The organism is Sphingomonas sp. (assembly GCF_036402235.1).
Lineage (GTDB): Bacteria > Pseudomonadota > Alphaproteobacteria > Sphingomonadales > Sphingomonadaceae > Sphingomonas.
In genome coordinates, this window is the sequence record NZ_DASWTG010000044.1 from 58,068 (window position 1) to 80,272 (window position 22,205).

16 protein-coding genes are annotated in these 22,205 nt (G+C 67.6%); 3 read left to right on the forward strand and 13 right to left on the reverse strand.

The features are described 5' to 3' along the window. Positions 1 to 5 precede the first annotated feature (5 nt). The 5 genes from VGD28_RS09025 to VGD28_RS09045 form a co-directional block, all read right to left on the reverse strand. On the reverse strand, positions 6 to 1,049 hold the full coding sequence (locus tag VGD28_RS09025; protein WP_331028007.1) for a LacI family DNA-binding transcriptional regulator: 1,044 nt from the start codon (positions 1,047 to 1,049) through the stop codon (positions 6 to 8). Between the two features lie 6 nt (positions 1,050 to 1,055). Continuing rightward, a complete protein-coding gene (locus VGD28_RS09030; protein ID WP_331028008.1) occupies positions 1,056 to 2,552 on the reverse strand; it encodes a tryptophan halogenase family protein in 1,497 nt (498 codons plus the stop codon). Next, on the reverse strand, positions 2,549 to 3,580 hold the full coding sequence (locus tag VGD28_RS09035) for a cupin-like domain-containing protein (RefSeq protein WP_331028009.1): 1,032 nt from the start codon (positions 3,578 to 3,580) through the stop codon (positions 2,549 to 2,551). Before VGD28_RS09035 ends, VGD28_RS09030 begins: the two co-directional genes overlap by 4 nt. Beyond that, positions 3,573 to 4,295, reverse strand: coding sequence for a SapC family protein (locus tag VGD28_RS09040; RefSeq protein WP_331028010.1), 723 nt, complete (start codon positions 4,293 to 4,295; stop codon positions 3,573 to 3,575). The genes VGD28_RS09035 and VGD28_RS09040 overlap by 8 nt, the downstream gene beginning before the upstream one ends. A gap of 72 nt (positions 4,296 to 4,367) precedes the next feature. Next, positions 4,368 to 7,376 carry a TonB-dependent receptor gene (locus VGD28_RS09045; protein ID WP_414714482.1) on the reverse strand — a complete coding sequence of 1,003 codons (3,009 nt, stop codon included), beginning with the start codon at positions 7,374 to 7,376 and terminating at the stop codon, positions 4,368 to 4,370. Positions 7,377 to 7,577: 201 nt separating this feature from the next. Between VGD28_RS09045 and VGD28_RS09050 the strand changes: the two genes are divergently transcribed. Both VGD28_RS09050 and VGD28_RS09055 read left to right on the forward strand, forming a co-directional pair. Further along, complete coding sequence (locus tag VGD28_RS09050; RefSeq protein WP_331028011.1) at positions 7,578 to 9,821, forward strand: beta-glucosidase; 2,244 nt, start codon at positions 7,578 to 7,580, stop codon at positions 9,819 to 9,821. Between the two features lie 67 nt (positions 9,822 to 9,888). Further along, positions 9,889 to 11,094 carry an MFS transporter gene (locus tag VGD28_RS09055; protein ID WP_331028012.1) on the forward strand — a complete coding sequence of 402 codons (1,206 nt, stop codon included), beginning with the start codon at positions 9,889 to 9,891 and terminating at the stop codon, positions 11,092 to 11,094. On the opposite strand, the gene VGD28_RS09060 is transcribed toward VGD28_RS09055, so the two are convergent. The 6 genes from VGD28_RS09060 to VGD28_RS09085 form a co-directional block, all read right to left on the reverse strand. Continuing rightward, complete coding sequence (locus tag VGD28_RS09060; protein ID WP_331028013.1) at positions 11,045 to 11,905, reverse strand: glycoside hydrolase family 16 protein; 861 nt, start codon at positions 11,903 to 11,905, stop codon at positions 11,045 to 11,047. The two genes, VGD28_RS09055 and VGD28_RS09060, sit on opposite strands and share 50 nt — an antisense overlap. 79 nt (positions 11,906 to 11,984) lie before the next feature. Then, positions 11,985 to 12,680, reverse strand: a complete 696-nt coding sequence (locus VGD28_RS09065; protein ID WP_331028014.1) for a response regulator transcription factor — start codon at positions 12,678 to 12,680, stop codon at positions 11,985 to 11,987. A 10-nt stretch (positions 12,681 to 12,690) separates the two neighbouring features. Further along, positions 12,691 to 13,275, reverse strand: a complete 585-nt coding sequence (gene kdpC / locus VGD28_RS09070) for a potassium-transporting ATPase subunit KdpC (protein WP_331028015.1) — start codon at positions 13,273 to 13,275, stop codon at positions 12,691 to 12,693. Between the two features lie 10 nt (positions 13,276 to 13,285). Beyond that, a complete protein-coding gene (gene kdpB / locus VGD28_RS09075; RefSeq protein WP_331028016.1) occupies positions 13,286 to 15,313 on the reverse strand; it encodes a potassium-transporting ATPase subunit KdpB in 2,028 nt (675 codons plus the stop codon). Positions 15,314 to 15,324: 11 nt separating this feature from the next. Continuing rightward, a complete protein-coding gene (kdpA, locus tag VGD28_RS09080; RefSeq protein WP_331028017.1) occupies positions 15,325 to 17,028 on the reverse strand; it encodes a potassium-transporting ATPase subunit KdpA in 1,704 nt (567 codons plus the stop codon). 10 nt (positions 17,029 to 17,038) lie between these two features. Next, complete coding sequence (locus VGD28_RS09085) at positions 17,039 to 17,128, reverse strand: potassium-transporting ATPase subunit F (RefSeq protein WP_331028018.1); 90 nt, start codon at positions 17,126 to 17,128, stop codon at positions 17,039 to 17,041. A gap of 330 nt (positions 17,129 to 17,458) precedes the next feature. On the opposite strand from VGD28_RS09085, the gene VGD28_RS09090 reads away from it, so the two are divergent. Then, complete coding sequence (locus VGD28_RS09090) at positions 17,459 to 20,119, forward strand: sensor histidine kinase KdpD (RefSeq protein WP_331028019.1); 2,661 nt, start codon at positions 17,459 to 17,461, stop codon at positions 20,117 to 20,119. A gap of 44 nt (positions 20,120 to 20,163) precedes the next feature. Here the strand turns inward: VGD28_RS09090 and VGD28_RS09095 are convergent, their stop codons facing one another. Both VGD28_RS09095 and VGD28_RS09100 read right to left on the reverse strand, forming a co-directional pair. Next, positions 20,164 to 21,441 (reverse strand): M20/M25/M40 family metallo-hydrolase, encoded by a 1,278-nt coding sequence (locus VGD28_RS09095; protein WP_331028020.1) that lies wholly within the window; start codon positions 21,439 to 21,441, stop codon positions 20,164 to 20,166. Between the two features lie 37 nt (positions 21,442 to 21,478). Continuing rightward, positions 21,479 to 22,198: an arylesterase gene (locus VGD28_RS09100; RefSeq protein WP_331028046.1), complete on the reverse strand. Its 720-nt coding sequence runs from the start codon at positions 22,196 to 22,198 to the stop codon at positions 21,479 to 21,481. Positions 22,199 to 22,205 lie beyond the last annotated feature (7 nt).

The following is a 22,205-nucleotide window of genomic DNA, read 5'->3' on the forward strand; positions in this document are numbered from 1 at the left end:
AGAGACTAGCAGCGCGGCCCCGTCGATTGCCGCACCGTCAGCGTGGGAACCACCACAACTGGCCCATCGGGCGCTTCCTGCCCGCTCCGCTCAGCGATGATCAGCTCGACTGCTCGCGCGGTCACATCGGCGATCGGCTGGGTGACCGCGGTCAGCGGCGGATGGTTGAACCGCGCGATCGGCGTGTCGTCGAAGCTGATCAGCGAGAGATCGCCGGGGACGTCCAGCCCGCGTTCCCGCGCAACCTCCAGCGCACCCAATGTCATCTGATCGTTGCTCGCGACAATCGCGGTCGCGCCGGCTTCCAACAGCAGCGGCGTCGCGTCGCGGCCCGACTGGTGCGAGAAATCACCCTGGGCCAGCAGCCCATCAGTCGAAAGCCCGGCCTCCGCCATCGCCGCCCGCCAGCCATCGACGCGCCAGCCGCTCAGCTCATATTCGTCCGGCCCGGCGATCAACCCGATCCGCTCGTGCCCCAGCTCGATCAGGTGCCGCGTGGCAAGCCCCGCCGCGATGTCGTCGCCCATGGTCAACCGGAATCCCGGTCCCTCGGCGAGCGAGCCGATCCGCGCCAGCCCGATATGCGCGTCGTCGAGCAGCGCAAGGATCGCCGGGTTGGCCGAGTGCGGCGGGGTCAGGATTACCCCGTCGGGCTGCAGCGCCGCGAGCGCCGCTGAGAGCTCCCGCTCGATATGGTCGCTATGCGTATCGACCAGTTCGACGATGAGGCGGTAGCCGTGCTCGGCGCAGGTGAGCATGCCACCGAGTAGCATCTGGTCTACCCAGTCGGTGCCGTCGCGCGCGCGCCAGCCGTCGATCGTGCGTTCGCGGTCGTTGAGCGCCATGATGAGGTAGGAACGCGATCCGCTCATCCGCTGCGCCGCGATCGACGGGACGTAGCCGAGCCGCGCGATCGACGCGCGGACGCGCTCGGCCATTTCGGGCCGTACGTTCGGCTCCTTGTTGATGACGCGGCTCACCGTCTGGAGCGAGACTCCGGCGTCGGCAGCGACGTGCCGGATCGTGACGGCCTGCTTGCGACGTGCCATCGGTCGTCAGGCCGCGAGCGGATCGGCCGCGCCGCAATATTGCGCGACATAGGCATGATGATCGGGCAGCGTCGCAACGGTCCGCGTCACATCCTCGCGCAGCGTCGCCATCAGTCGCATCAGCTCCTCGTCCGACAGCTTCTCCGCGATCGGATGCCAGTTCTGCGGGTCGACCCCCTGCCCCATCATCACCTGCACCCAGCTGTTCTCCGCGAACAGCTCCTCATTCTTGCGGAAGGTGCGCCCGGTTTCGCGGAACAGCTCGATCTTCTGCGCCAGCGAATCCGGCACCGGCATCGTCGCGACATGCCGCCAGAACGCGCTGTCGCGCCTATCGGTCGCCTTGTAGTGCAGGATCACGAAATCGCGAATCTGCTCGATATCCTGGCGCTGCTGCTCGTTGAACTCGGCGGCGTCGCGCTCGCTCACCCGCCCGTTGGGCATCAGTCGCACGAAGCGCAGCACCGCGCGCTGGATCAGGTGCACCGTGGTCGCCTCCAGCGGCTCGACGAAGCCGCCCGACAGGCCGATGGCGACGCAGTTGCGATACCATTGCCTGCGCCGCACGCCGCCGCGGAACTTGATGTCGAACGGCTCGATCAACGGCTCGCCCACGGTCGAGATGAGCCGGTGATGCGCCTCGTCGCGCGACAGATAGCCGCTCGCATAGACGATCCCCGCACCCATGCGATGCTGCAGCGGGATGCGCCACTGCCAGCCCGCATCGTGCGCGATCGCCTGGGTGTAGGGCTGTGGCGGCCCCAGATGCTTCGCCTGCACCGCGATCGCGCTGTCATTGGGCAGCCAATGCCCCCAATCCTCGAACCCTGCGTGGAGCGCGCCGTCGATCAGCAGGCCGCGGAAGCCGGTGCAGTCGACGAACATGTCGCCCTCGATCCGTCGCCCGCCGTCCAGATGCAGCGCGGCGATGTCGCCGGTCTCGCCGTTGAGCTCGACGCGCTGGATCTTGCCCTCGACCCGTTTGGTCCCCGCTTCCTCGGCCAGCTTGCGCAGATAACGGCCGTACAGCGTCGCGTCGACGTGATAGGCGTAATTCATCCGATCCTGCGGCAGATGCGCGAACTTGCCCTGCATCGCAGCGGCCAGCTCAAGGCAGTAATCGTCATAGGGCTCAGGAAAGCCGCGCGAGCGCGCATAGAGCCAGAAATGCTGGAACCCCGCCGACCAGTGATCCTTCCCCGACAGGCCGAAGCTGTGGAAGTAGCTGTGGCCGTCATGCTTCCAGTTGTCGAACAGGATGCCGAGCTTGAAGGTCGCCTGCGCCGCGGCCATGAACTCGGCCTCGCCGATGCCGAGGATGCGGTTGAAATTGACCAAAGGCGGGATCGTCGATTCCCCGACGCCGATGGTGCCGATCTGCTCGGATTCGACCAGGGTCAGATCGATGGTGCGGCCCATCGTCCGGCTGATCGCGGCCGCGGCCATCCAGCCCGAGGTGCCGCCGCCGGCGATGACGACGCGCGTGGGGCGTTTGTCACTCATTGGCTCAGCTGCCGCAGCAGATAGGCGCGGATGCGCGACGCGGTCTCGGGCGTCAACGGGTCCAGGATACCGCGGCTTCCTTCGGGCAGATGTTCCGTCACGTCATCCCCATTCTCAAAGACATAATGATCGAACAGCGCGCGCCACCGCGCCTTCTGGTTCGCCGGCAGATCGCGGATCGCGAGCAGGGCGTGGTGCAGCGCATCCTCAGGCTGGCCGAGCCAGCCGGGCGTCTCGCGCCACCAGTAGTTGATCAGCACGTTGAACGGCGCCAGCCCTTCGACATGGTGATACCACATGGAAGGGATGAAGATCGCGTCGCCCGGCTCGAGCTCGGCGACCTGCGCGTGCGTCAACGCATCGCGGAACCGCGGATGCACCGCGAAATCGGGGGCCGAGAAATCCACCATGCTCACCGCGCGGCCAGCGGGCGTGTTGTCGAGCGGCCCCAGATAGAGGTTGCGGAACTGATCGGGCGGAAAGAGCGTGAAGCGCCGGCGCCCCGCCGCGACGCAGGCGAGATTGTCGGGAAAGTCGTTGTGCGCCGCGATCCGCGTGCGCGTGCCGATCCAGATCCCCGCGCGGCACCGACGCTCGCCCAGATCGACATGATTGTCGGCGTGAAGCCGGTCGAAAAAGTCGTGCACATCGGTCGAGGCGATATAGATGGGCGGCGCGCCAAGATCGTTCTCCGCCCCATCGATGTCGGCGAAGATGTCGCCCAGGCGCCCGCGCAGCGTGCGGAAGTTCACCGCCATGTCCGGGCCGTAGAAGATCCGCGCGTCACCCGCCGCATTGCCGACCGCGACGGTGAAGGGCAGGTCGCGATGCTTGCCGAGCAGATAGGCCCGCGCATCGCCCCCCGAACGCTTGCCCGCGGCGACCAGCGGCCAATCCGCCACCAGCCCGCGCACCACGAACGGCGCCTCTGCCGAACGCAGCCGCGCGTCGAGATCGGCGGCATCCGCCACCGCCAGTTCCGGCACGGCGGCAAGCCCGCTGAACGCGCCGGGGTCGGCCTCAGCCATCGCCCAGCCGCCGGTTCTTGCGCGCGACCAGCGCGTTGAAATTGCCGATCGATGCGACCGCCATGAAGATCGGCATCAAATGCCCTTCGGCATGAAGCGCACCCAGCGCTGCGCCGTCGAGCGCACTCAGCCGAGCCTCGTCGATGACGTGGAAGCCGACGAGCCGGTTGACCGACCCGTCGTCCAGCGTGATCTCGAGCGTCAACGGCTCGAGCAGTTCGTAGCGCCGCAGCGCCGCGAAGAAGTCACCCGATGCGCGCCAGCCCTCGTCCAGCTCGCCGAGCTGCCCGGCAATCGCTTCCAGATACGGCGTCGCGCGCCCGGCATCATCGAACACGCGCTCGCCATCAGGGCCGATCCGCGGGCTGGCGAGATCGACATGCACCTGCCGCGCGCCCTCCCCCCCGCCGATCAGGAAAGGCTGGATGTCGATCGCCAGCGGGACATAGTCCGCATCCCACGCGCCGGCCTCCAGGAACAGATTCTCGCCCTCCTGAAAGCCGAACAGCGCGAGCGCGGTGAACCCGTCGCGCTCGGCATTGCGCCGGAACAGGATCGGATAGTGCGCCTGCACCCGCCGAAACTCGGCAGGCATCGTCACGCAACTCATCACGCCGTCGCCCAGCGCCGGATCGCGGTCCCGGCGGACGCGCAACTCCCGATGCGCCTCCGCCGTCAGCATTGCGTGACTCGTCGCCGTCACCGTTTCGCCCATTCTCTCTCCAGCCCCGCCCTACCCCGTAACAAAAAAAGGCCACCCTCCGAAGAGGGTGGCTGGGGAGGAGACCTAGAAATTGAAGCGCACGCCCGCCGCGTAACGGGCATAGCCGGGCGAGGCGAAATAGACGTTGCGGTCGGATCGGCGATGCCCGCGCCGACTCTCGCCGGTGAGGTTGATGACCTCGCCGAACACCGTCAGCCCCGGCATGAACTCATAGCTCGCGCTTGCGTCGATCTGGCCATAATCCTCGACATAGAAGGGGTTAGCCCCCGTTCCTGCGAGGAATTTCTGACGCCAGTTGTACGCGACGCGCGCCTGGATGCCGTGCTTGTCATAGAACAGTACCGCATTCGCGCTGTCGCTCAGGCCGGTGAGCGCGAACTGGGGCGGAGTCACCGAGGACGGCTTGCTGTTGTCGTAGGTCGCGTCGCCGCGGACGATTGTGTAGTTCAGGATGGCGCCGAAGCCGGTGTCCCAGAAGCTGTGCTGCACGGCGAACTCGAAGCCGTAGAGATTGGCCGTCTGGTCGTTGTTGACCGGCGTGTTGATCTGGAACGGCACCAGCGGATCCTCAGGCAGCGCGAAGATCTTGCCGGTGATGTAGCCCGCCGGATCGACGCCCGTGCGCTGGGTCGAGCCCGGGAAGTTCACGAAGATATACTGGCGGATGTCCTGCGCGCTGGCATTGGCGCCCAGCGCGGCAAGTGCCGCCTGGTAACGCGGCCCGCCCGCCACGGTGCGCAGCCCGAACGCGGTTTCGGTCACGCGATCCTGCGCGATGAAGTTCTCGACGTCCTTGTTGAAGAAGCCGACCGAGATGTAGCTGCTGGGGCCGTAATACCACTCCGCCGACAGATCGATGTTCTTCGACTTGTAGGGAAGCAGGCCGGGGTTGCCGCGGCTGCCGCCGCCGAATGCGATGCGGAACTGGGTATCGAGCGTCAGCCCGCCCTGAAGGCTCGCATAGTCGGCGCGGGTGATGGTGTGGCTGTAGGATGCACGCAACTTGACGTTCTCGAACGGCGAGATGTCGAAATCGACCGCCGGCAGCCACACATCGTACCCGCCCTTGAAGCGCGAGAAGTCCGACTGGCCCGAGTAGGCGATGTAGAATTCGTTCGCAGCGTCCCACGACGTGCCGTTGGGGATCGGCACCAGCGCCGCGGAGTCGATGCCGGTATGCTCGTAGCGGACGCCGGCAACGATATGGGCCGGATTGCCGAAGGCGTTGAACTTGCCCGCCACCTGCACATAGGGCGACAGCGTCTTCTCCGTGATGCGCCGGTCGACCGTATAGTTGGCAAGGCAGCTTCCCGCCGGCGCGGTGCCGGTCTGCGGGCGGCTGCAGGTGCCGTAGCGCTGCTCGATGATGTCCACCATCCGCTCGAAGTCGAAGCTGTACAGGCTCGGGATGATCTTGCCCGCGCCGTCCATGCCGCGGAACTTGTCGGGCAGGGAGACCAGCTTGAAGATGTCGTCCGGGATGTCGGACGCCGGGCCAGCGCCGCTCCACGTCTCGTTCTGCAGGAAGCCATAGGCCGAGCGCACCTTGTTCTCGATGTACGAGACGCCGAAATCGATGCTGTCGAGCAGCCCGCCTTCATGGTCGTAGCGCGCCTTGAGCTGCGCCTGGTTGATCTCGTCACGGAAATAGGCGTTGCGGAACGCATTGCCGGTCGGCGTGATCTGCGACGCGGCGAGCGGGTCGTTGCCGGGATAGAAGCTGGTCGAGATCACCGGCAGATAGGTGTCGAAGTTGATCCCCTGGCTCGACAGGCCGAACACGGCGTTGCCCACCGAGACGCTGGTGCCGTATTTGTTGGTCGGCTTCGACGTGGCGGTCGAATGGTGGAAATCGAGCTGTGCGGTGACGCCGCCCGGCGCCTCCCAGGTCAGGTTGCCGCCGAACGAGTGATTCTCGCTGCGGTTCGCGGTCAGCGCGCCGCTGTACGACAGATCCTTGCGCTCGTTCGCGCCGAACGCCTCGGAGTAGAAGATCGGCCCGGCGACCGGCCCGTCGGTCCATGCGCTCGACGTGTTGTTGTGGTTGAACCAGATGCCGACGCTGCTGGTGCGCACCTCGACCGTGTTGCGCGAATAGGTGTAGTCGAGCGTCGCCGTCAGCGATTCGATCGGGCGGAATTGCAGCACCAGCTGCCCGTTGATCCGCTCACGCTCGATATCGTTGAGGTTGTACGATCCGTTCTGCGGGACCTCATACACATCGTTGGGGCCAGGCCGGTTGGTGATGTTGGCATAGCGCGGATCGCCGGGCTGGGCGAGCGAGCCCCAGTTGTTCTCGCTGCCCAGATAGCCGTCGCGCCAGTCGGTCTTGTAATCGTTGTTGCTCGCCTTGCGCTTCTGGTACGAGCCGGCGAGCAGGATGCCGATCTTGTCGTCAGCGAAGGTCGAGCTGAAGATGCCCGATACTTCCGGCGTCATCTCGTCGCCCTGATTGTACGAGGTGTCGAGCACCCCCTTGACCGCGATGCTCCCCCGCAGGCCCGGGCGGTCGAGCGGACGCGGCGTCTTGATGTTGATCGACGATCCGATGCCGCCGGACGGGATCGCCGCGCGGCCGGTCTTGTAGACCTCGACGCCCGCAATGCCCTCGGAGGCCAGGTTGGCGAAGTCGAACGAGCGGGTCGCCGGCGCGCTGGCGCCGTCGCCCAGGCCCGATGTCGGCATCTGGCGGCCGTTCAGCGTCACCAGGTTGAATTCGGGGCCGAAGCCGCGGACCGTGACGAACGATCCCTCGCCGTTCGAGCGATCGATCGAAACGCCGGTGATGCGCTGGAGCGATTCGGCGAGGTTGGTGTCGGGGAACTTGCCGATATCCTCGGCGGAGATCGCGTCGACCACGCCCTGCGCGTCGCGCTTTATGGTCATCGCCTGGGCAAGGCTGGCGCGGATGCCGGTGACGACGACATCCTCCGCCTCCTCGGTCGGCGGCGGCGCGTCCTGCGTGTCCTGGGCCAGTGCCGGAGTCGCGGCCATCGCCAGCGTCGATGCCCCGATCACCAGCCGCGAAATTGCCAGTCGTGAAACTGAGCGAGTCGTGCCCCGCATCCTCATCCTCCCCTTCAGCGGCGCGGTGGATCCGCACTCGTTGAGAACGTTCACTTGAACCCATTGTACAACGTTGTCAAGCATCGCCCATTCGCTGTAGTCGTGCCAGGAACGGCGCAAAACCGTTGTTGTGAACGTTCCCAATCTATGCTGTCCTGTCCGCACACAGGCAAGCCGGGCACGCCGGAAATCAGGAGAGGAATACGCATGAGCAGGACCATCGCCGCGCTGCTCGCGGCCAGCGCGGTCACCGTGTTCGCAGCGACGTCGGGCATCGCACAGCAGGCGCCCGCCGCAACGGCCGATGCCCGCGCCCGTGCCGAATCGATCGTCGCCAGGATGACGCTCGACGAGAAGATCGCGCTGGTCCACGGCCTGTTCCCGCCGCTCACCAAGGCGAAGCCGGCCAATGAGCTGGTCCCGTCGGCGGGGCATATCGAGGGCAATGCACGACTCGGCGTGCCGCTGGTGCGCGAGAGCGATGCCTCGCTCGGCGTTGCCAACCAGGTGGAGCAGCGCAAGGGCGACGTCGCCACCGCCCTCCCCTCCAGCCTCGCCACCGCCGCGACCTTCGATCCGGAGATCGCGCGCGCCGGGGGCGCGATGATCGGGGCCGAGGCGAGGGCCAAGCGCTTCAACGTGCTGCTCGCGGGCGGCGTCAACCTCAACCGCGATCCGTGGGGCGGCCGCAATTTCGAGTATCTGGGCGAGGATCCGCTGCTCGCGGGCGAGCTGGCCGGAGCGCATATCGCAGGCGTCCAGTCCAACCGGATCGCCTCGACCATCAAGCATTTCGCGCTCAATGCGCAGGAAACCGGCCGCATGGTGCTCGACGCGCGGATCGGCGAGGCGGCGCTGCGCGAGAGCGACCTGCTCGCCTTCCAGATCGCGATCGAGAAGGGCAGGCCCGCCTCGGTCATGTGCGCCTACAACAAGGTCAATGGCGACTGGGCCTGCGAGAACGACTTCCTGCTCAACCGGGTGCTCAAGCGCGACTGGGGCTTTTCCGGCTGGGTGATGAGCGACTGGGGCGGCGTGCATTCGATCGAGAAGGCCGCGAAAGCGGGGCTCGACCAGCAATCGGGCCAGGAGCTCGACCGCGCGATGTATTTCGATGCGCCGCTCAAGGAAGCGGTCGAAGCGGGCCGCGTGCCGGTGGCGCGCCTCGACGACATGGTGGTGCGGTACCTGACCGGCCTGATCGAAACCGGCGCCTATGACACGCCGATGCCCGCCACGGCGCAGACCCCTGACTATGCCGCCAACGCGCTCGTCGCGCAGCGCGCGGCGGAGGCAGGGATCGTACTGCTCAAGAACCAGGACGGAATCCTCCCCCTTGCCGCCACCGCGAGGAAGATCGTGGTGATCGGCGGCGGCGCCGATCTAGGCGTGCTTTCGGGCGGGGGATCGAGCCAGGTGCGATCGGTCGGCGGCGCGCCGATCGAGATTCCGCTGGCGCATGGACCCGCTGCATCGTTCGTGCGCGTGACCTATCACGCCTCCTCTCCGCTCACAGCGCTGCGCAAGGCGCTGCCGAGAGCGCAGGTTAGCTTCGTCGACGGGCGCAACCTCAACGCCACGCTCGAAGCGGCGAAGGCCGCCGACCTCGCGATCGTGTTCGCGACGCAGTGGACGACCGAGGCGGAGGACGTGCCCGACCTCAGGCTCCAGGACCATCAGGATGCGCTGATCGCCGCGGTCGCCGCGGCGCAGCCGAAGACGGTGGCGGTGCTCACCACCGGCGGCCCGGTGACGATGCCCTGGCTCGATCGCGTCCCCGCGGTCGTCCAGGCCTGGTATCCCGGGCAGCGCGGCGGCGAGGCGATCGCCAATATCCTGACCGGGAAGGTCAACCCGTCGGGCCGCCTGCCAATCACCTTCCCCGCGCATGAGGGGCAGGCACCGCGCGCCCACCCGGTCGGCCTCGACACCTTCACCGCGCTCCAGGCGGCCGCGGCGGCGAACCCCGCCAATCCCGGCGGCTACGAGCTCAACAGCTTCCCCGTCGACTATGTGGAGGGCAGCAACGTGGGCTATCGCTGGTACGAGAAGAAGGGCCACAAGCCACTCTTCGCCTTTGGCCATGGCCTCAGTTACACTCGCTTCGCCTATGCCAAGGCAGCCGTCAGCGGCGGCAAGCGGCTGACCGTCTCGTTCGATGTCACCAATACCGGCCAGCGCGCGGGTGCCGATGTGCCGCAAATCTATGTGACGCGCGAAGGATCGGGCATTCCGATGCGCCTCGCCGCCTTCAAGCGCGTCGAGCTCAAGCCCGGCAAAACCCGGCGCATCACCCTCACCGCCGAGCCGCGCATCCTTGCCGACTATGACACCAGCCTGCCCGGCTGGCGCATCCGCGGCGGCAACTATCGGATCGCCATTGCGCGCGATGCGACCGATCGTTCGATGCTGCTCACGACGACGCTCGACCCGGCGACGATGAAGCCCTAGCGTCCTCGCTCCCCTACGGCGCACGCGATCAACGCGGGCGCGACGGCAGGGGGCGACGGGGTGCCTTGTGGGGAGCAATATTGAGCCGGATCGGCCGGCGCGGCGGTCGCTGCGCTTCATCCTGCTCGTCGCGCTCGCCAATGCCGGCGGGGTGATCGGCTTTCTGCCGCTGCTCACCCTGCTGCTCCCGCTCAAAGTCGCCGAAGTCGCGGGCGACGATCGCATCGCGGTGTTCACTGCCACAGTCATCGCGGGCGCGACCGCGGCAAGCGCGTCGAACATCCTGTTCGGCTGGCTCAGCGACCGTTCGGTGGCGCGCGGCGGCGGACGGCGCAGGTGGATCGCCATCGGTCTCGCCGGTCTTGCCGCATCCTTCGCCGCGCTCGCCGCCGCAGCCACGCCCTTGCAGATCGTTCTGGCGATCGTGCTGTTCCAGACTGCGGTGAACGCCATTCTCGCTCCGATGTTCGCGGTCATGGCCGATGAGGTCCCCGACGCGCAGAAGGGCCTGTCCGGCGGCCTGATCGCGCTCGGCGCGCCGCTCGCCTCCGCTGTCGCCGCGCTGATGCTTGCGGTCGGCGTCAACGGTGAAGCGACGCGCCTTGCCTTCGTCTTCGCCGCGGTGTTGATCTGCATCCTGCCGCTGATCGTCACGCCCGCACGGATCGCGCCTGCTGCCATAGCCCCAGAGGAGGCTCCATTGCTGGGGCGCGATCTCGCCATCGCCTGGGCATCGCGCCTGCTGGTTCAGGTCGCGGGCAATGCGCTGTGGCTCTACCTCGTCTATTATTTCGCCAGCATCGATCCGCACACGCCTGCGTCCAAAAGCGTCGGGCCGCTCGGTCAGCTGATGACCATTGCCTATCTCGTTTCCGTGCCCGTCGCAGTGCTGGCGGGCCGCTGGTCGGACCGGATCGGACGGCGGAAGCCGTTCCTGATCGCCTTCGCCCTGCTGGCCGCGCTGGGCCTCACCGGCCTCGCCTTCGCGCGCGACTGGAACATGGCGGCTTCAGCCTTCACGCTCTACGCGCTCGGCTCGGCGGCTTTCCTGTCGCTCCATTCGGGGTTCGCGATGCAATTGCTGCCCGATCCGGATCATCGCGGCCGCGATCTGGGCCTGATCAACCTCACCAATACGCTGCCCGCGCTGCTCGGCCCCCTGCTCACCTGGGCGCTCGCCACGCCGCACGATTTCCGCGCGGTGATGCTGGTGCTGGCCGGGCTCACTCTGCTGGGCGGGCTGTTGGTGCCGGCGATCCGGCACCGGCGCTAGGGGCTGCCCAATAGCGGACATAATCGACCTGCATGCGCTGCGGCAGTGCCGTGTCGTCCACGCCCTTTTGCCCGCCCCAGTCGCCGCCGACTGCAAGGTTGAGGATCAGCTCATAGGGCCTGGTGAACGGCCATGCCGCCGCCCCGCCCGGCTGATCGTCCTTCACCTGCATATGCCCGCGCCCATCGATCCCGATCGTGATCGAGCCGGGCCGCCAGTCGAGCTGATAGTTGTGGAACTGCGTGCACGCCGTCGGCAGCTTCGCCTGCGCCCCGCGCTGCGTCCCCTTGACGTGATAGAAGGCCGAACTGTGCACGGTCGCGTGGATCACGTTCGCGTCCCAGCCGACCATCTCCATGATGTCGATCTCGCCGCCTTCGGGCCATTTCCCATCGGTCGGAAGCATCCAGATCGCCGGCCACATGCCGCGCCCGCAGGGCAGCTTCGCGCGGATCTCGTAGAAGCCGTAGCCGTAGCGCTGCCGCGTCACGAGCTTGCCCGAGGTATAAGCCTGCCCGCCCCAGTCGCGGGCCTTGCCCTCCAGCGACTCGCGCCGCGCCTCGATCACCAGCGCGCCGTCCTGGATCCGGATATTCTCGGGCCGCCCGTCGGCATAATATTGAAGCTCGTTATTGTACCAGCCCTGACGGTTGCGGTGCGTGTCGAAGCGCCATTTGCCGGTATCAATGCGCGGGCCGTCGAACTCGTCGGCGAAGCTGGGCGCCGCCGTGGGCACCGTCATCGGCACGTCGGCGGACACGTTGGTCGCGCTCAACGTCGATTGCAGCGCGAACGCGATCGGAACGAACATCGCCTACTCTCCTATCGGCCAATGTGAACGTTCACAGGATGCCAGGTCGGAAGTGCTTTGCAAGCGCGCAGAATTACGGTCAGGCGGCAGCCGCCACCAGCCTGTAGCCCACGCCCGGCTCGTTGCGGATCAGCGCGGGGCGGCTGGCATCCACCTCGAGCTTCTGGCGCAGGTTGCGGACGACGATGCGCAGATAATCCACCCGCCCCTCATGCGCCGGACCCCAGACGGTGCGCAGCAATTGCGCGTGGCTGATCACCCGGTCGGGCCGCTTCGCCAGCTCGGCGAGCACCTCATATTCCTTGGGCGAGAGATGCACTTCCTCCCCAGCCCGCTTCACGCGGCGATGGGTGAGGTCGATCTCCACCTCACCCAGCTGCACCGTCGCCTGTTCTGCGTCGCTCGCCAGCCGGTGGCGCAGCGCAGTGCGGATGCGGGCGAGCAGTTCGTCGGTGTCGAATGGTTTGGTGAGGTAATCGTCGGCGCCGAGGTCGAGCGCCGCGACCTTCTCCGCCACATCCTCGCGCGCCGAAACGACGAGCAGGGTCGCGGTCGAGCGCGCCTTGATCGGCTGGATCAGCTCCAGCCCGTCGCGATCGGGCAGGCCGAGGTCGAGCAGCACCGCGTCGGGCTTGTCGATATCAAGCAGCGACAGCCCCTCGCGCGCGGTGCCCGCCTCGACCACCACATGGCCCGCGCGCTGGAGGGCGGCACGGAGCAGGCGGCGGATATGGACATCGTCCTCGACGATCAGGACCTTGGTCGGCAACGCCATGCCTCCGGACTTACCGCCGCGAAGGCATCCGGTCGAGGGCGAGGTTGAGCGCGAGGACATTCACCCGCGGCTCACCGAGGAAGTCGAGCAACGGTGTTTCAGTGTGCTCCGCCACCAGCGCCCGCAATTTCTCCGGAGCGATCGCGCGCGCCCTGGCGACGCGATCCACCTGGAAAAGAGCCGCCTCGGGACTGATATGGGGGTCGAGCCCCGAGGCGGAGGCCGTCACCAGATCGGTTGGGACCGTTGCACCTGGCGCGTCGCGGATCTCCTCGACATCGCCTTTCACGCGATCGATCAGCGCTTGCGATGTCGGGCCGAAATTGGAGCCGGCCGAGGCGGCGGCGTCGTAGCCGTTGCTGCCGGCAGCGGACGGGCGGCCGTGGAAATAGCGCTCGCCGGTGAATTTCTGGCCGAGCAGCTCCGAGCCGATCACGCGATCCCCCTCGCGGATCAGGCTGCCATTGGCCTGGTGCGGAAAGATCGCCTGGCCGATGCCAGTGAGCAGCGCCGGGTAAGCGAGCCCGAGCAGCGCCGCGAACAGCAGAGTCAGCACGATCGCGGGGCGAAGAGCGGATTTGAGGTCGGTAAGCATCTTGAATTCCTCAGGCGAGGTTGAGGCCGTTCACGGCGAGGTCGATCAGCTTGATCCCGATGAACGGCGCGACCAGGCCGCCCAGGCCGTAGATCGAGAGGTTGCGCGCCAGCAGCGGCCCCGCGCTCATCGGCTTGTAGGTCACGCCCTTGAGCGCCAGCGGCACCAGGCACGGGATGATCAGCGCGTTGAAGATGATCGCGGACAGGATCGCGCTCTCCGGGCTCGACAGCCCCATCACGTTGAGCACGCCGAGGCCGGGATAGAGCGCGACGAACATCGCCGGGATGATCGCGAAATACTTCGCGACATCGTTGGCGACCGAGAAGGTCGTCAGCGCCCCGCGCGTCATCAGCAGCTGCTTGCCGAGGCCGACGATCTCGATCAGCTTGGTCGGATCGCTGTCGAGATCGACCATATTGCCCGCCTCGCGCGCCGCCTGCGTGCCGGTGTTCATCGCCACGCCGACGTCGCTCTGCGCGAGCGCAGGCGCGTCGTTGGTGCCGTCGCCGCACATCGCGACGAGCTTACCGCCCGCCTGCTCCTTGCGGATCAGCGCCAGCTTGTCCTCGGGCGTCGCCTCGGCGAGGAAGTCGTCGACGCCAGCCTCGGCCGCGATCGCGGCGGCGGTGAGCGGATTATCGCCGGTGATCATCACCGTGCGGATGCCCATGCGGCGCAGTTCGGCGAAACGCTCGCGCACCCCGGCCTTGACCACGTCCTTGAGCGCGACCGCGCCGAGCAGCCGCCCGTCCTTGGCCACCGCGAGCGGGGTCATGCCGGCGCGCGCGATCTCGTCGGTCAGCTTGCGCAGCTCCGCGGCGGCGGGCGTGTCGCCCAGCCCCGGATTGGCGCGCAGCACCGAATCCACCGCCCCCTTCTGGATCAGCGTGCCCTCGACGCGCACGCCCGATATCCGGGTCTGCGCGGTGAAGGGGATCACCTCGGCACCTGCCGGCAGGCTCGGCACCGACACCCCATATTTCTCGCGCGCCAGCGTCACGATCGAGCGGCCCTCGGGCGTCTCGTCGGCGAGGCTGGCGAGCAGCGCGGCGCGGGCAAGGTCGTCGACCTGAATGCCGACGAGGTGACGGAACTCGCTCGCCTGCCGGTCGCCGATCGTGATCGTGCCGGTCTTGTCGAGCAGCAGCACGTCGACATCGCCCGCCGCCTCGACCGCGCGGCCCGACTTGGCGAGCACGTTGAAGCGCACCAGCCGGTCCATGCCCGCAATGCCGATCGCCGACAGCAGCGCGGCGATGGTCGTCGGGATGAGGGTGATGAGCAAAGCGGCCAGGATCGCGACCGGGATGCTGCCGCCGGCATAGCTGGCGAAGCCGGGGATCGTCGCAACCGCGATCAGGAAGATGATCGTCAAGCCCACCAACAGGATCGTCAGCGCGATCTCGTTCGGCGTTTTCTGCCGCTCGGCGCCCTCAACCAGCGCGATCATGCGGTCGAGGAAGCCCTGCCCCGGCTCCTGCGTCACGCGCACCTTGATCCGGTCGGAGATGACGCGCGTGCCCGCGGTGACGGCGGAGCGGTCGCCGCCCGCCTCGCGGATCACCGGCGCGCTTTCGCCGGTGATCGCGGCTTCGTTGACGCTGGCAACGCCCTCGATCACCTCGCCATCGGCGGGGATCAGGTCGCCGGTCTCGACCAGCACCACCTCGCCGCGCTCGAGCCGCGCGGCGCCGACCAGTTCCCAGGCGTCGCCGGTGCCGATCAGGCGCTTGGCCTGAAGCTCGGACTTGGTGGCGCGGAGCGAGGCGGCCTGCGCGCGGCCGCGGCCCTCGGCCAGCGCCTCGGCAAAGGTGCCGAACAGCACGGTCAGCCACAGCCACACGATGAGCTGCGCCTGGAACGGGATCGAGAGCTTCTCGCCGCCCAGCGCGAGCAGCACGGTCAGCAGCAGCGCCACCACCGCGGTAGTGAACAGCACGGGGTTCCTGATCAGCTCCCGTGGGTTCAGTTTCTTGAAGGCGTCGCCGATCGCCGGAAGGATCAGCTCGCCCGAGAACATCGTCTTGGTCGTCATGGGATGCGTCCTCAGAAGAGCTGGCCGTCGATCATCGCGAGATGATCCGCGATCGGGCCGAGCGCGAGGCTGGGAAGGAAGGTCAGGCCGCCGACGATCAGGATGATCCCGACGAGGAGGCCCACCCAGAGCGGCCCGGTGGTCGGGAACGACCCCGCGGTCGCCGGCGTATATTTCTTGGCGGCAAGACTGCCGGCGATGGCCAGCACCGGCACGATCATGAAGAACCGTCCCAGCCACATCGCGACGCCGAGCAGGCCGTTGTAGAAGGGCGTGCCCGCTGTCAGCCCGGCAAAGGCGGAACCGTTATTCCCCGTCGCCGAGCTATAGGCGTAGAGGATCTCGCTGAACCCGTGCGGGCCCTTGTTGAGCGGCCCCGCCAGGCCGGCAGGGAGGACCGCCGAGAGCGCGGTGAAGCCGAGCACGCATAGCGGCACGATGGCGATCGCCAGCACGGCGAGCTTGACCTCACGGCTTTCGATCTTCTTGCCGACATATTCGGGCGTGCGGCCCACCATCAGGCCGGCGACGAACACTGCCAGGATGGCGAAGAGCAGGAAGCCGTAGATGCCAGCGCCGACGCCGCCGATGACGATCTCGCCCAGTTGCATGTTGAACAGCGGGATCATCCCGCCGAGCGCGGTGAAGCTGTCGTGCATCGCGTTGACCGCGCCGCACGACGCCGCGGTGGTGACGACCGAGAAGAGCGCGCTCGCGGCGATGCCGAAGCGGATTTCCTTGCCCTCCATATTGCCCCCCATCGCGCCCAGCGCGTGCAGGTTGGGGTTGCCGGCGGCCTCGGCCCAATAGGTGACGCCGACACCGGCGAGGAACAGCACCAGCATCGCGGCGAGGATCGCCCAGCCCTGGCGCGAGTTGCCCACCGCCTTGCCGAAGGTCCAGGTGAGGCCCGCGCCGATCACGAAGATCGACAGCATCTGGACGAGGTTGGTGAGCGCGGTCGGATTCTCGAACGGATGCGCGCTATTGGCGTTGAAGAAGCCGCCGCCGTTGGTGCCGAGCATCTTGATCGCTTCCTGCGAAGCGACCGGCCCGAGCGCAATCGACTGTTTCCCGCCCTCGATCGTGGTCGCGTCGATCATGCTGGCGAAGGTCTGCGGCACGCCGCTGGCGATCAGGAACACCGCATAGACGATGCACAGCGGCAGCAGCAGATAGAGCGTCACGCGGGTGAGATCGGCCCAGAAATTGCCGACCGTCCCGGTCTCGCGCCGCGCAAAGCCGCGGAAGATCGCGAAGGCGATGGCGATGCCGGTGGCGGCCGAGAGGAAGTTGTGGATCGCAAGGCCCAGCATCTGGCTGAGGTTGCTCATCGCGACCTCGCCCGAATACCATTGCCAGTTGGTGTTCGCGACGAAGCTGATCGTCGTGTTGAACGCGCCGTCGGCGCCGATCCCGGCGAACCCGCGCGGGTTCATCGGCAGCACGCCCTGCAGCCGCAGGATCGCATAGGTGAACAGCGCGGTCGCGATCTGGAACAGCAGCATATGGACAGCGTAGCGCCGCCAGCCCTGCTCTGCGGCCGGGTCCACTCCGGCGAGCTTGTAGAAGCCGCGCTCGACCGGCCCCAGCACCGCGTGCAGCGGCGTGCGGCGGCCTTCATAGAGTGCGAACAGCCACATCCCCACCGGCTTTGCGAGCGCGACGAGGATGGCGGTGAAGACGAGGATCAGCCCCCAGCCCTGGATGGTCATGTCGTTGCTTTCAGAACTTCTCGGGCCGCACGAGCACGGCGAGAAGATAGAGGAGGAGGCCGAGCGCGGTGAGCCCGGCGAGCGTCAGGTGAATGCTCATCTCACGCCTCGTCGCAGAGGCGGAGATAGGCGAGCGTCACGAGGAACAGCCCGCCGAGCGCGGCGAGCCAGATCACGTCCTGCATGGGGCAGACTCCGAATGGTTTCGGAGGCTCAATTAGGCGCGCATGCCGTTAAGGTTCGACGGCGAAAGCCGCTGTGGGGCATTAAGAAAGCATAAGGATCGCGATGGGGGCTGGACTTTCGCACCAGCTTCACCAACGCCGTTCGGGCTGAGCTTGTCGAAGCCCCGTTCTTCTTCCACCTGTGCGAGAAAAAGAAAGACAGCCCTTCGACAAGCTCAGGACGAACGGAGATCCTGATACCGACGATGAGCGAACCTGCCCGCCCCTCCCCCGACGCGCTTCTCCGCGCTGCGCAGCGCGAGGAACGCGGCAAGCTTAAGATCTTCCTCGGTGCCGCGCCCGGCGTCGGCAAGACGTTCGAGATGCTGCGAGAGGGCGCCGAGCGGCTGAAGGCGGACACCGACGTCGTGATCGGCGTGGTCGAGACGCATGGCCGCGCCGAGACGGCGGCGCTGATCGATCCGTTCGAGGTCATCCCGCGCCGGACGATCGAGTATCAGGGCCACAAGCTGCCGGAGATGGATCTGGATGCGATCCTAGCCCGCCGCCCCGCGCTCGCGCTGGTCGACGAATTCGCGCATACCAATGTCGAAGGCAGCCGCCATCCCAAGCGCTGGCAGGACGTGCAGGAGCTGCTCGACGCCGGGATCGACGTCTACACCACGCTCAACATCCAGCATGTCGAAAGCCTCAACGACGTCGTCGCGAGCTTCACCCGCGTGCGCGTGCGCGAGACGGTGCCCGACAGCGTGTTCGAGGGTGCCGAGATCGAGGTGGTCGACCTGCCCCCCGACGAGCTGATCGAGCGGCTGAAGCAGGGCAAGGTCTATATCCCGGACGAGGCGACGCGCGCGCTCGGCCATTTCTTCTCCAAGCCCAATTTGTCGGCCCTGCGCGAGATGGCGCTGCGCCGCGCCGCGCTCAGCGTCGATCGCGCGCTGCTCGACGAGCTCGATGCCGGCGCCGTGCCCGGCACCTTCGCGGGCGGCGAGCGCGTGCTGGTCGCGGTGAGCGAGCTGCCCGGCTCCGACGCGCTGGTCCGCGCGGCCAAGCGCCTTGCCGATGCGCTGCGCGCGCCATGGCAGGCCGTCTATGTCCGCACCGCGCGCGCGGAAGGGTTCGACGAGGGCCAGAAGCGCCGCATCGCCGATACGCTGCGCCTCGCCGCCAGCCTCGGCGCGACGATCGCGACCGTCCCTGCCGAAACGGTGATCGAAGGGTTGAGCGAGCATATCCGCATGTCGCGCGTCACCCAGCTGGTGATCGGCAAGTCGGTGCGCAGCTGGTGGTTCGAGCTGCGCCACGGATCGGTCGTCAACACGATGCTGCGCGTGGGCGACGGGCTTGCGGTCCACGTCATCCCGGCGGCTGTGTCGGGGGAAAGCGCATCGCGCGCGCCGCGCCTGCCCGGCCGCTGGGGCAGCCCTTCCGAATATGCCGCCATCGCCGCGCTGATCGCCGGGGCCACATTGCTCGGCAAGCTCGCCGAGCCGCTGATCGGGCTCGGCGGCGTCGATCTCATTTATCTGCTCCCGGTGATCCTCGCTTCGGGCCGCTATGGTTTGCGCCCCGGCCTGCTCACCGGCGTCGCCTCGGCACTGGCCTACAACTTCTTCTTCCTGCCGCCGGTGCACAGCTTCACGATCACCGATCCGCAGAGCCTGCTGACGATGTTCGTGCTGATCGCCATCGCGGCCTTCACCGCGAACCTCGCCGGGCGATTGAAGGCGCGCGCGACGCTGGGCGCCCGCAGCGCGCAGGAGAATGCCGCCGTCGCTGCCTTCGGCCAGACGCTGGCGCGGGTGTCGGACTGGCAGACGACCAGCCAGCTCGTCTGCGAGGAGATGGCGCGTCTGCTCGAGGTCAACGTCATCCTGCTCCGCGAAGAGGGCAGCGAGCTGGTGCCTGCAGGCGCCTCGCCGGACACCGCCGCCCTCAACCCGGTCAACCAGGCCGCGGCCGAGTGGACGATGAAGCGCGGCGAGCCCGCGGGCGCGGGCACCGGTACGCTCAACGCCGCCGACTGGCAGTTCCACCCGCTCCGGACCGCGCTCGGCGTGCTCGCGGTGGTCGGGCTGTCGCGCGACGACGGGCGCGAGCCGGTCACCGCCGATCGCGCGGTCCTGCTCTCCACCCTGCTCGGCCAGGCCGCGCTCGCGCACGAGCGCCTGAAGCTCGAGAGCGAGGTGCGCGAGGTCTCGGTGCTCAAGGAGCGCGACCGGCTGCGCGCCGCATTGCTCTCCTCGATCGGGCACGATCTGCGTACCCCGCTCACGTCGGTCGCCACCGCGATCGAGGGGCTCGGCGTCGAGCAGTCCGATTCCCCCGCCCTGCCCGTCGCGCGGATGGAGGTCGCGCGGCTGCGCCGCTTCCTCGACAATCTTCTCGACATGGTCCGCATTGACTCGGGCGCGCTCCAGCTCGCCCCCGAGCCGATCGACCTCACCGACGCGGTCGGCAGCGCCGTGCACGATCTCAAGGATCTGTTCCGCGGCCGTCACATCGACTTGAAGGTCCCCGCCAACCTTCCCTTCGTCACCGCCGATCCGACGCTTTTGCACCACATCCTCATCAACCTGCTCGCCAATGCCGCGCAGCATGGCGGCGAGAGCGGACGCATCACGATCGAAGGATCGCGCACGCCCGATGCGGTGCTGCTCGCGATCCGCGATCAGGGTCCAGGGCTGGAGCCGGGGATGGAAGCGCGCGTCTTCGAGACCTTTGCGCAGGGCCGCGGCAGCGATCGCCAGGGCGGCAGCGGCCTCGGCCTGGCGATCGTCAAGGGGTTTGCCGACGCGATGGGAATCGGAGTGCGCGCCGGCAATGCGCCGGATGGAGGCGCTGTCTTCACGCTCAGCTTTCCCGCCGCGCTGATCCATGCCGGCGACGCGGCGGCCGGGGCCTAGCTTCTATCAGCGGAGCGGCCGTGCGGCGCGGGACATGCGCACGCTCACCTGGCGCCGGCCGCCGCCAGAAGGATGCCGAGGCCGACGGACATGCCCTGCACGCTCGCGCCCTTCTCGACGTCGATCCACTCGTCGAGCGAATGGGCGCGATCGCCCTTCCCGCCCGAGCCGATCGTGATCGCCGGGATGCCGAGGCTCATCGGCAGATTGGAATCGGTCGAGGAGAAGGACGGGCTGGGCTTCATGCCCTTGGCGGTGATCACCGCGGTCGCGATCCGCACGATCTCCGCGCTGTCGGGCGTGCTGCCCGCCGGCCGGTCGCCGATCAGCTTGAGATCGGCGGCGATCTTGCCTTCCCGGGTGCTGCGCGCGGCATTCTCGGCCTCGACGCTGGCCTGCACGATCGTCTTGAACCGCGCCTCGACCTTGGCAAGCTCGGCCGGGTCCTCCGAGCGCATGTCGAACTCGACGAAGATCTCGTTCGGGATCGAGTTGACCGAGGTGCCGCCGCCGGTGACGCTGGCGGCATAGGTCGTCTTGGGCTTCCTGGGGACCGGGATGGTGTAGAATTCGGTCACGGTGCGGCCCGCCGCGACCATCGGGTTGACCAGCCCGAACGCGCCATAGCTGTGGCCGCCCGGCCCCTTGTAGGTAACGCGATACCGCTTCGAGCCGACCCCGCCGGTGACGATGCGCTCGGGATTGGTGCCGTCCATCGACATGAACGCCCGCACGCGATCCTTGTACTTCCCCTTGGTGAAGAGATAGCGGACCCCGCGCAGGTCCCCCGGCCCCTCCTCGCCGACATTGCCGACGAACAGCACGTCGTATTTGGTCTTGATCGCATTGCCTTTCATCGCGCGGGCATAGGCGAGGAGGACGGCGAGGCTGCGGGTATCGTCGCCGATGCCGGGGGCATAGAGCCGCGTGCCCTCCCGCCGCACCTTTACATTGGTTTCCTCCGGGAACACCGTGTCGAGATGCGCGGCAAGCACGATGACGGGGCCGCCGGCCGGGCCGGTGCCGCGATAGAGGCCCATCGCATTGCCCTCGGCATCGATCTCGACATCGGTCAGGCCTGCCTCGGCGAGCATGTCGCGATAGGCGGCGGCGCGCTTGCCCTCCTTGAACGGCGGCGCCGGGATCTCGGTCAGCTTGACGATCTCCGCGACGATCCGGTCATGCTCGCGATCGAGCTGGGCGGCGGCGGCGCGATAGGATGCGCTCGCCAGCGTCGCCGCGACCGCCTTGTCCCCCTGCGGCTCCGCGGCTGGGGCAGCGCCGGCGGCGAGGAGGACGGCGAGTGAAACGAGAGAAGTCATGGATCGACCTTTCGTGGGAACAGGCAGTGTTGGCAAATCAGTCGGAATCGAGCGATCCGGCCACCAGCGGCGCGACCTTCGCCACGATCGCATCGATGCCGGCCGGGTTGGGATGGATGCGATCGGGCAGCATCAGCTTCTGGTCGGTCACCACCCCGTCGAGGAAGAAGGGGTAGAGCGCCGCGTCATAGCGCTTCGCCAGCTCGGGATAGATCGGGTTGAACCGCTCCGCATAGTCGCGCCCCATATTGGGCGCCGCGATCATGCCCGTGAGCAGGATCGGGATCCCGCGGCGCTTCAGCTCCTCGCAGATCGCGGTGAGATTGGCGCGCGTTTCTCCGGGATCGATCCCGCGCAGCATGTCGTTGCCGCCCAGATTGACCATGACGAGATCGGGCTTGCGATCCAGCCCGTCGAGCGTGAACGCCAGGCGGCGCAGCCCGGCCGAGCTGGTATCGCCCGAGACGCCGGCATTGCGCACCCTCGCTGCGACCCCGCGCGCCACGAGCGCCTTTTCCAGCCGCGCCGGAAAGCTCTCCTGCGGGAGCACGCCATAGCCCGCATAGAGGCTGTCGCCGAACGCGACGACCAGCCGGCTATCGGCGGCCTCGGCGGAGGCCGAGGCGTTCGCCTGCGCCAGGGGTGCCTCGGCGATCGTTTGGTTGGCGGAATTATTCTCGCTCGAACATGCCGTCAGCCCTTGGAGCAGCAGCAGTGCGCCCGCATATGGGGCAAGTCTGTTGGGCAAGGGTGTCATCTCCACA

Excerpts from the sequence above, each read along its gene's own strand:
- VGD28_RS09025 (WP_331028007.1), bottom strand. The coding sequence starts at position 1,049 with ATGGCACGTCGCAAGCAGGCCGTCACGATCCGGCACGTCGCTGCCGAC.
- VGD28_RS09030 (WP_331028008.1), bottom strand. The coding sequence starts at position 2,552 with ATGAGTGACAAACGCCCCACGCGCGTCGTCATCGCCGGCGGCGGCACC.
- VGD28_RS09035 (WP_331028009.1), bottom strand. The coding sequence starts at position 3,580 with ATGGCTGAGGCCGACCCCGGCGCGTTCAGCGGGCTTGCCGCCGTGCCG.
- VGD28_RS09040 (WP_331028010.1), bottom strand. The coding sequence starts at position 4,295 with ATGGGCGAAACGGTGACGGCGACGAGTCACGCAATGCTGACGGCGGAG.
- VGD28_RS09045 (WP_414714482.1), bottom strand. The coding sequence starts at position 7,376 with ATGAGGATGCGGGGCACGACTCGCTCAGTTTCACGACTGGCAATTTCG.
- VGD28_RS09050 (WP_331028011.1), top strand. The coding sequence starts at position 7,578 with ATGAGCAGGACCATCGCCGCGCTGCTCGCGGCCAGCGCGGTCACCGTG.
- VGD28_RS09060 (WP_331028013.1), bottom strand. The coding sequence starts at position 11,905 with ATGTTCGTTCCGATCGCGTTCGCGCTGCAATCGACGTTGAGCGCGACC.
- VGD28_RS09065 (WP_331028014.1), bottom strand. The coding sequence starts at position 12,680 with ATGGCGTTGCCGACCAAGGTCCTGATCGTCGAGGACGATGTCCATATC.
- kdpC (WP_331028015.1), bottom strand. The coding sequence starts at position 13,275 with ATGCTTACCGACCTCAAATCCGCTCTTCGCCCCGCGATCGTGCTGACT.
- kdpB (WP_331028016.1), bottom strand. The coding sequence starts at position 15,313 with ATGACGACCAAGACGATGTTCTCGGGCGAGCTGATCCTTCCGGCGATC.
- kdpA (WP_331028017.1), bottom strand. The coding sequence starts at position 17,028 with ATGACCATCCAGGGCTGGGGGCTGATCCTCGTCTTCACCGCCATCCTC.
- VGD28_RS09085 (WP_331028018.1), bottom strand. The coding sequence starts at position 17,128 with ATGAGCATTCACCTGACGCTCGCCGGGCTCACCGCGCTCGGCCTCCTC.
- VGD28_RS09090 (WP_331028019.1), top strand. The coding sequence starts at position 17,459 with ATGAGCGAACCTGCCCGCCCCTCCCCCGACGCGCTTCTCCGCGCTGCG.
- VGD28_RS09095 (WP_331028020.1), bottom strand. The coding sequence starts at position 21,441 with ATGACTTCTCTCGTTTCACTCGCCGTCCTCCTCGCCGCCGGCGCTGCC.
- VGD28_RS09100 (WP_331028046.1), bottom strand. The coding sequence starts at position 22,198 with ATGACACCCTTGCCCAACAGACTTGCCCCATATGCGGGCGCACTGCTG.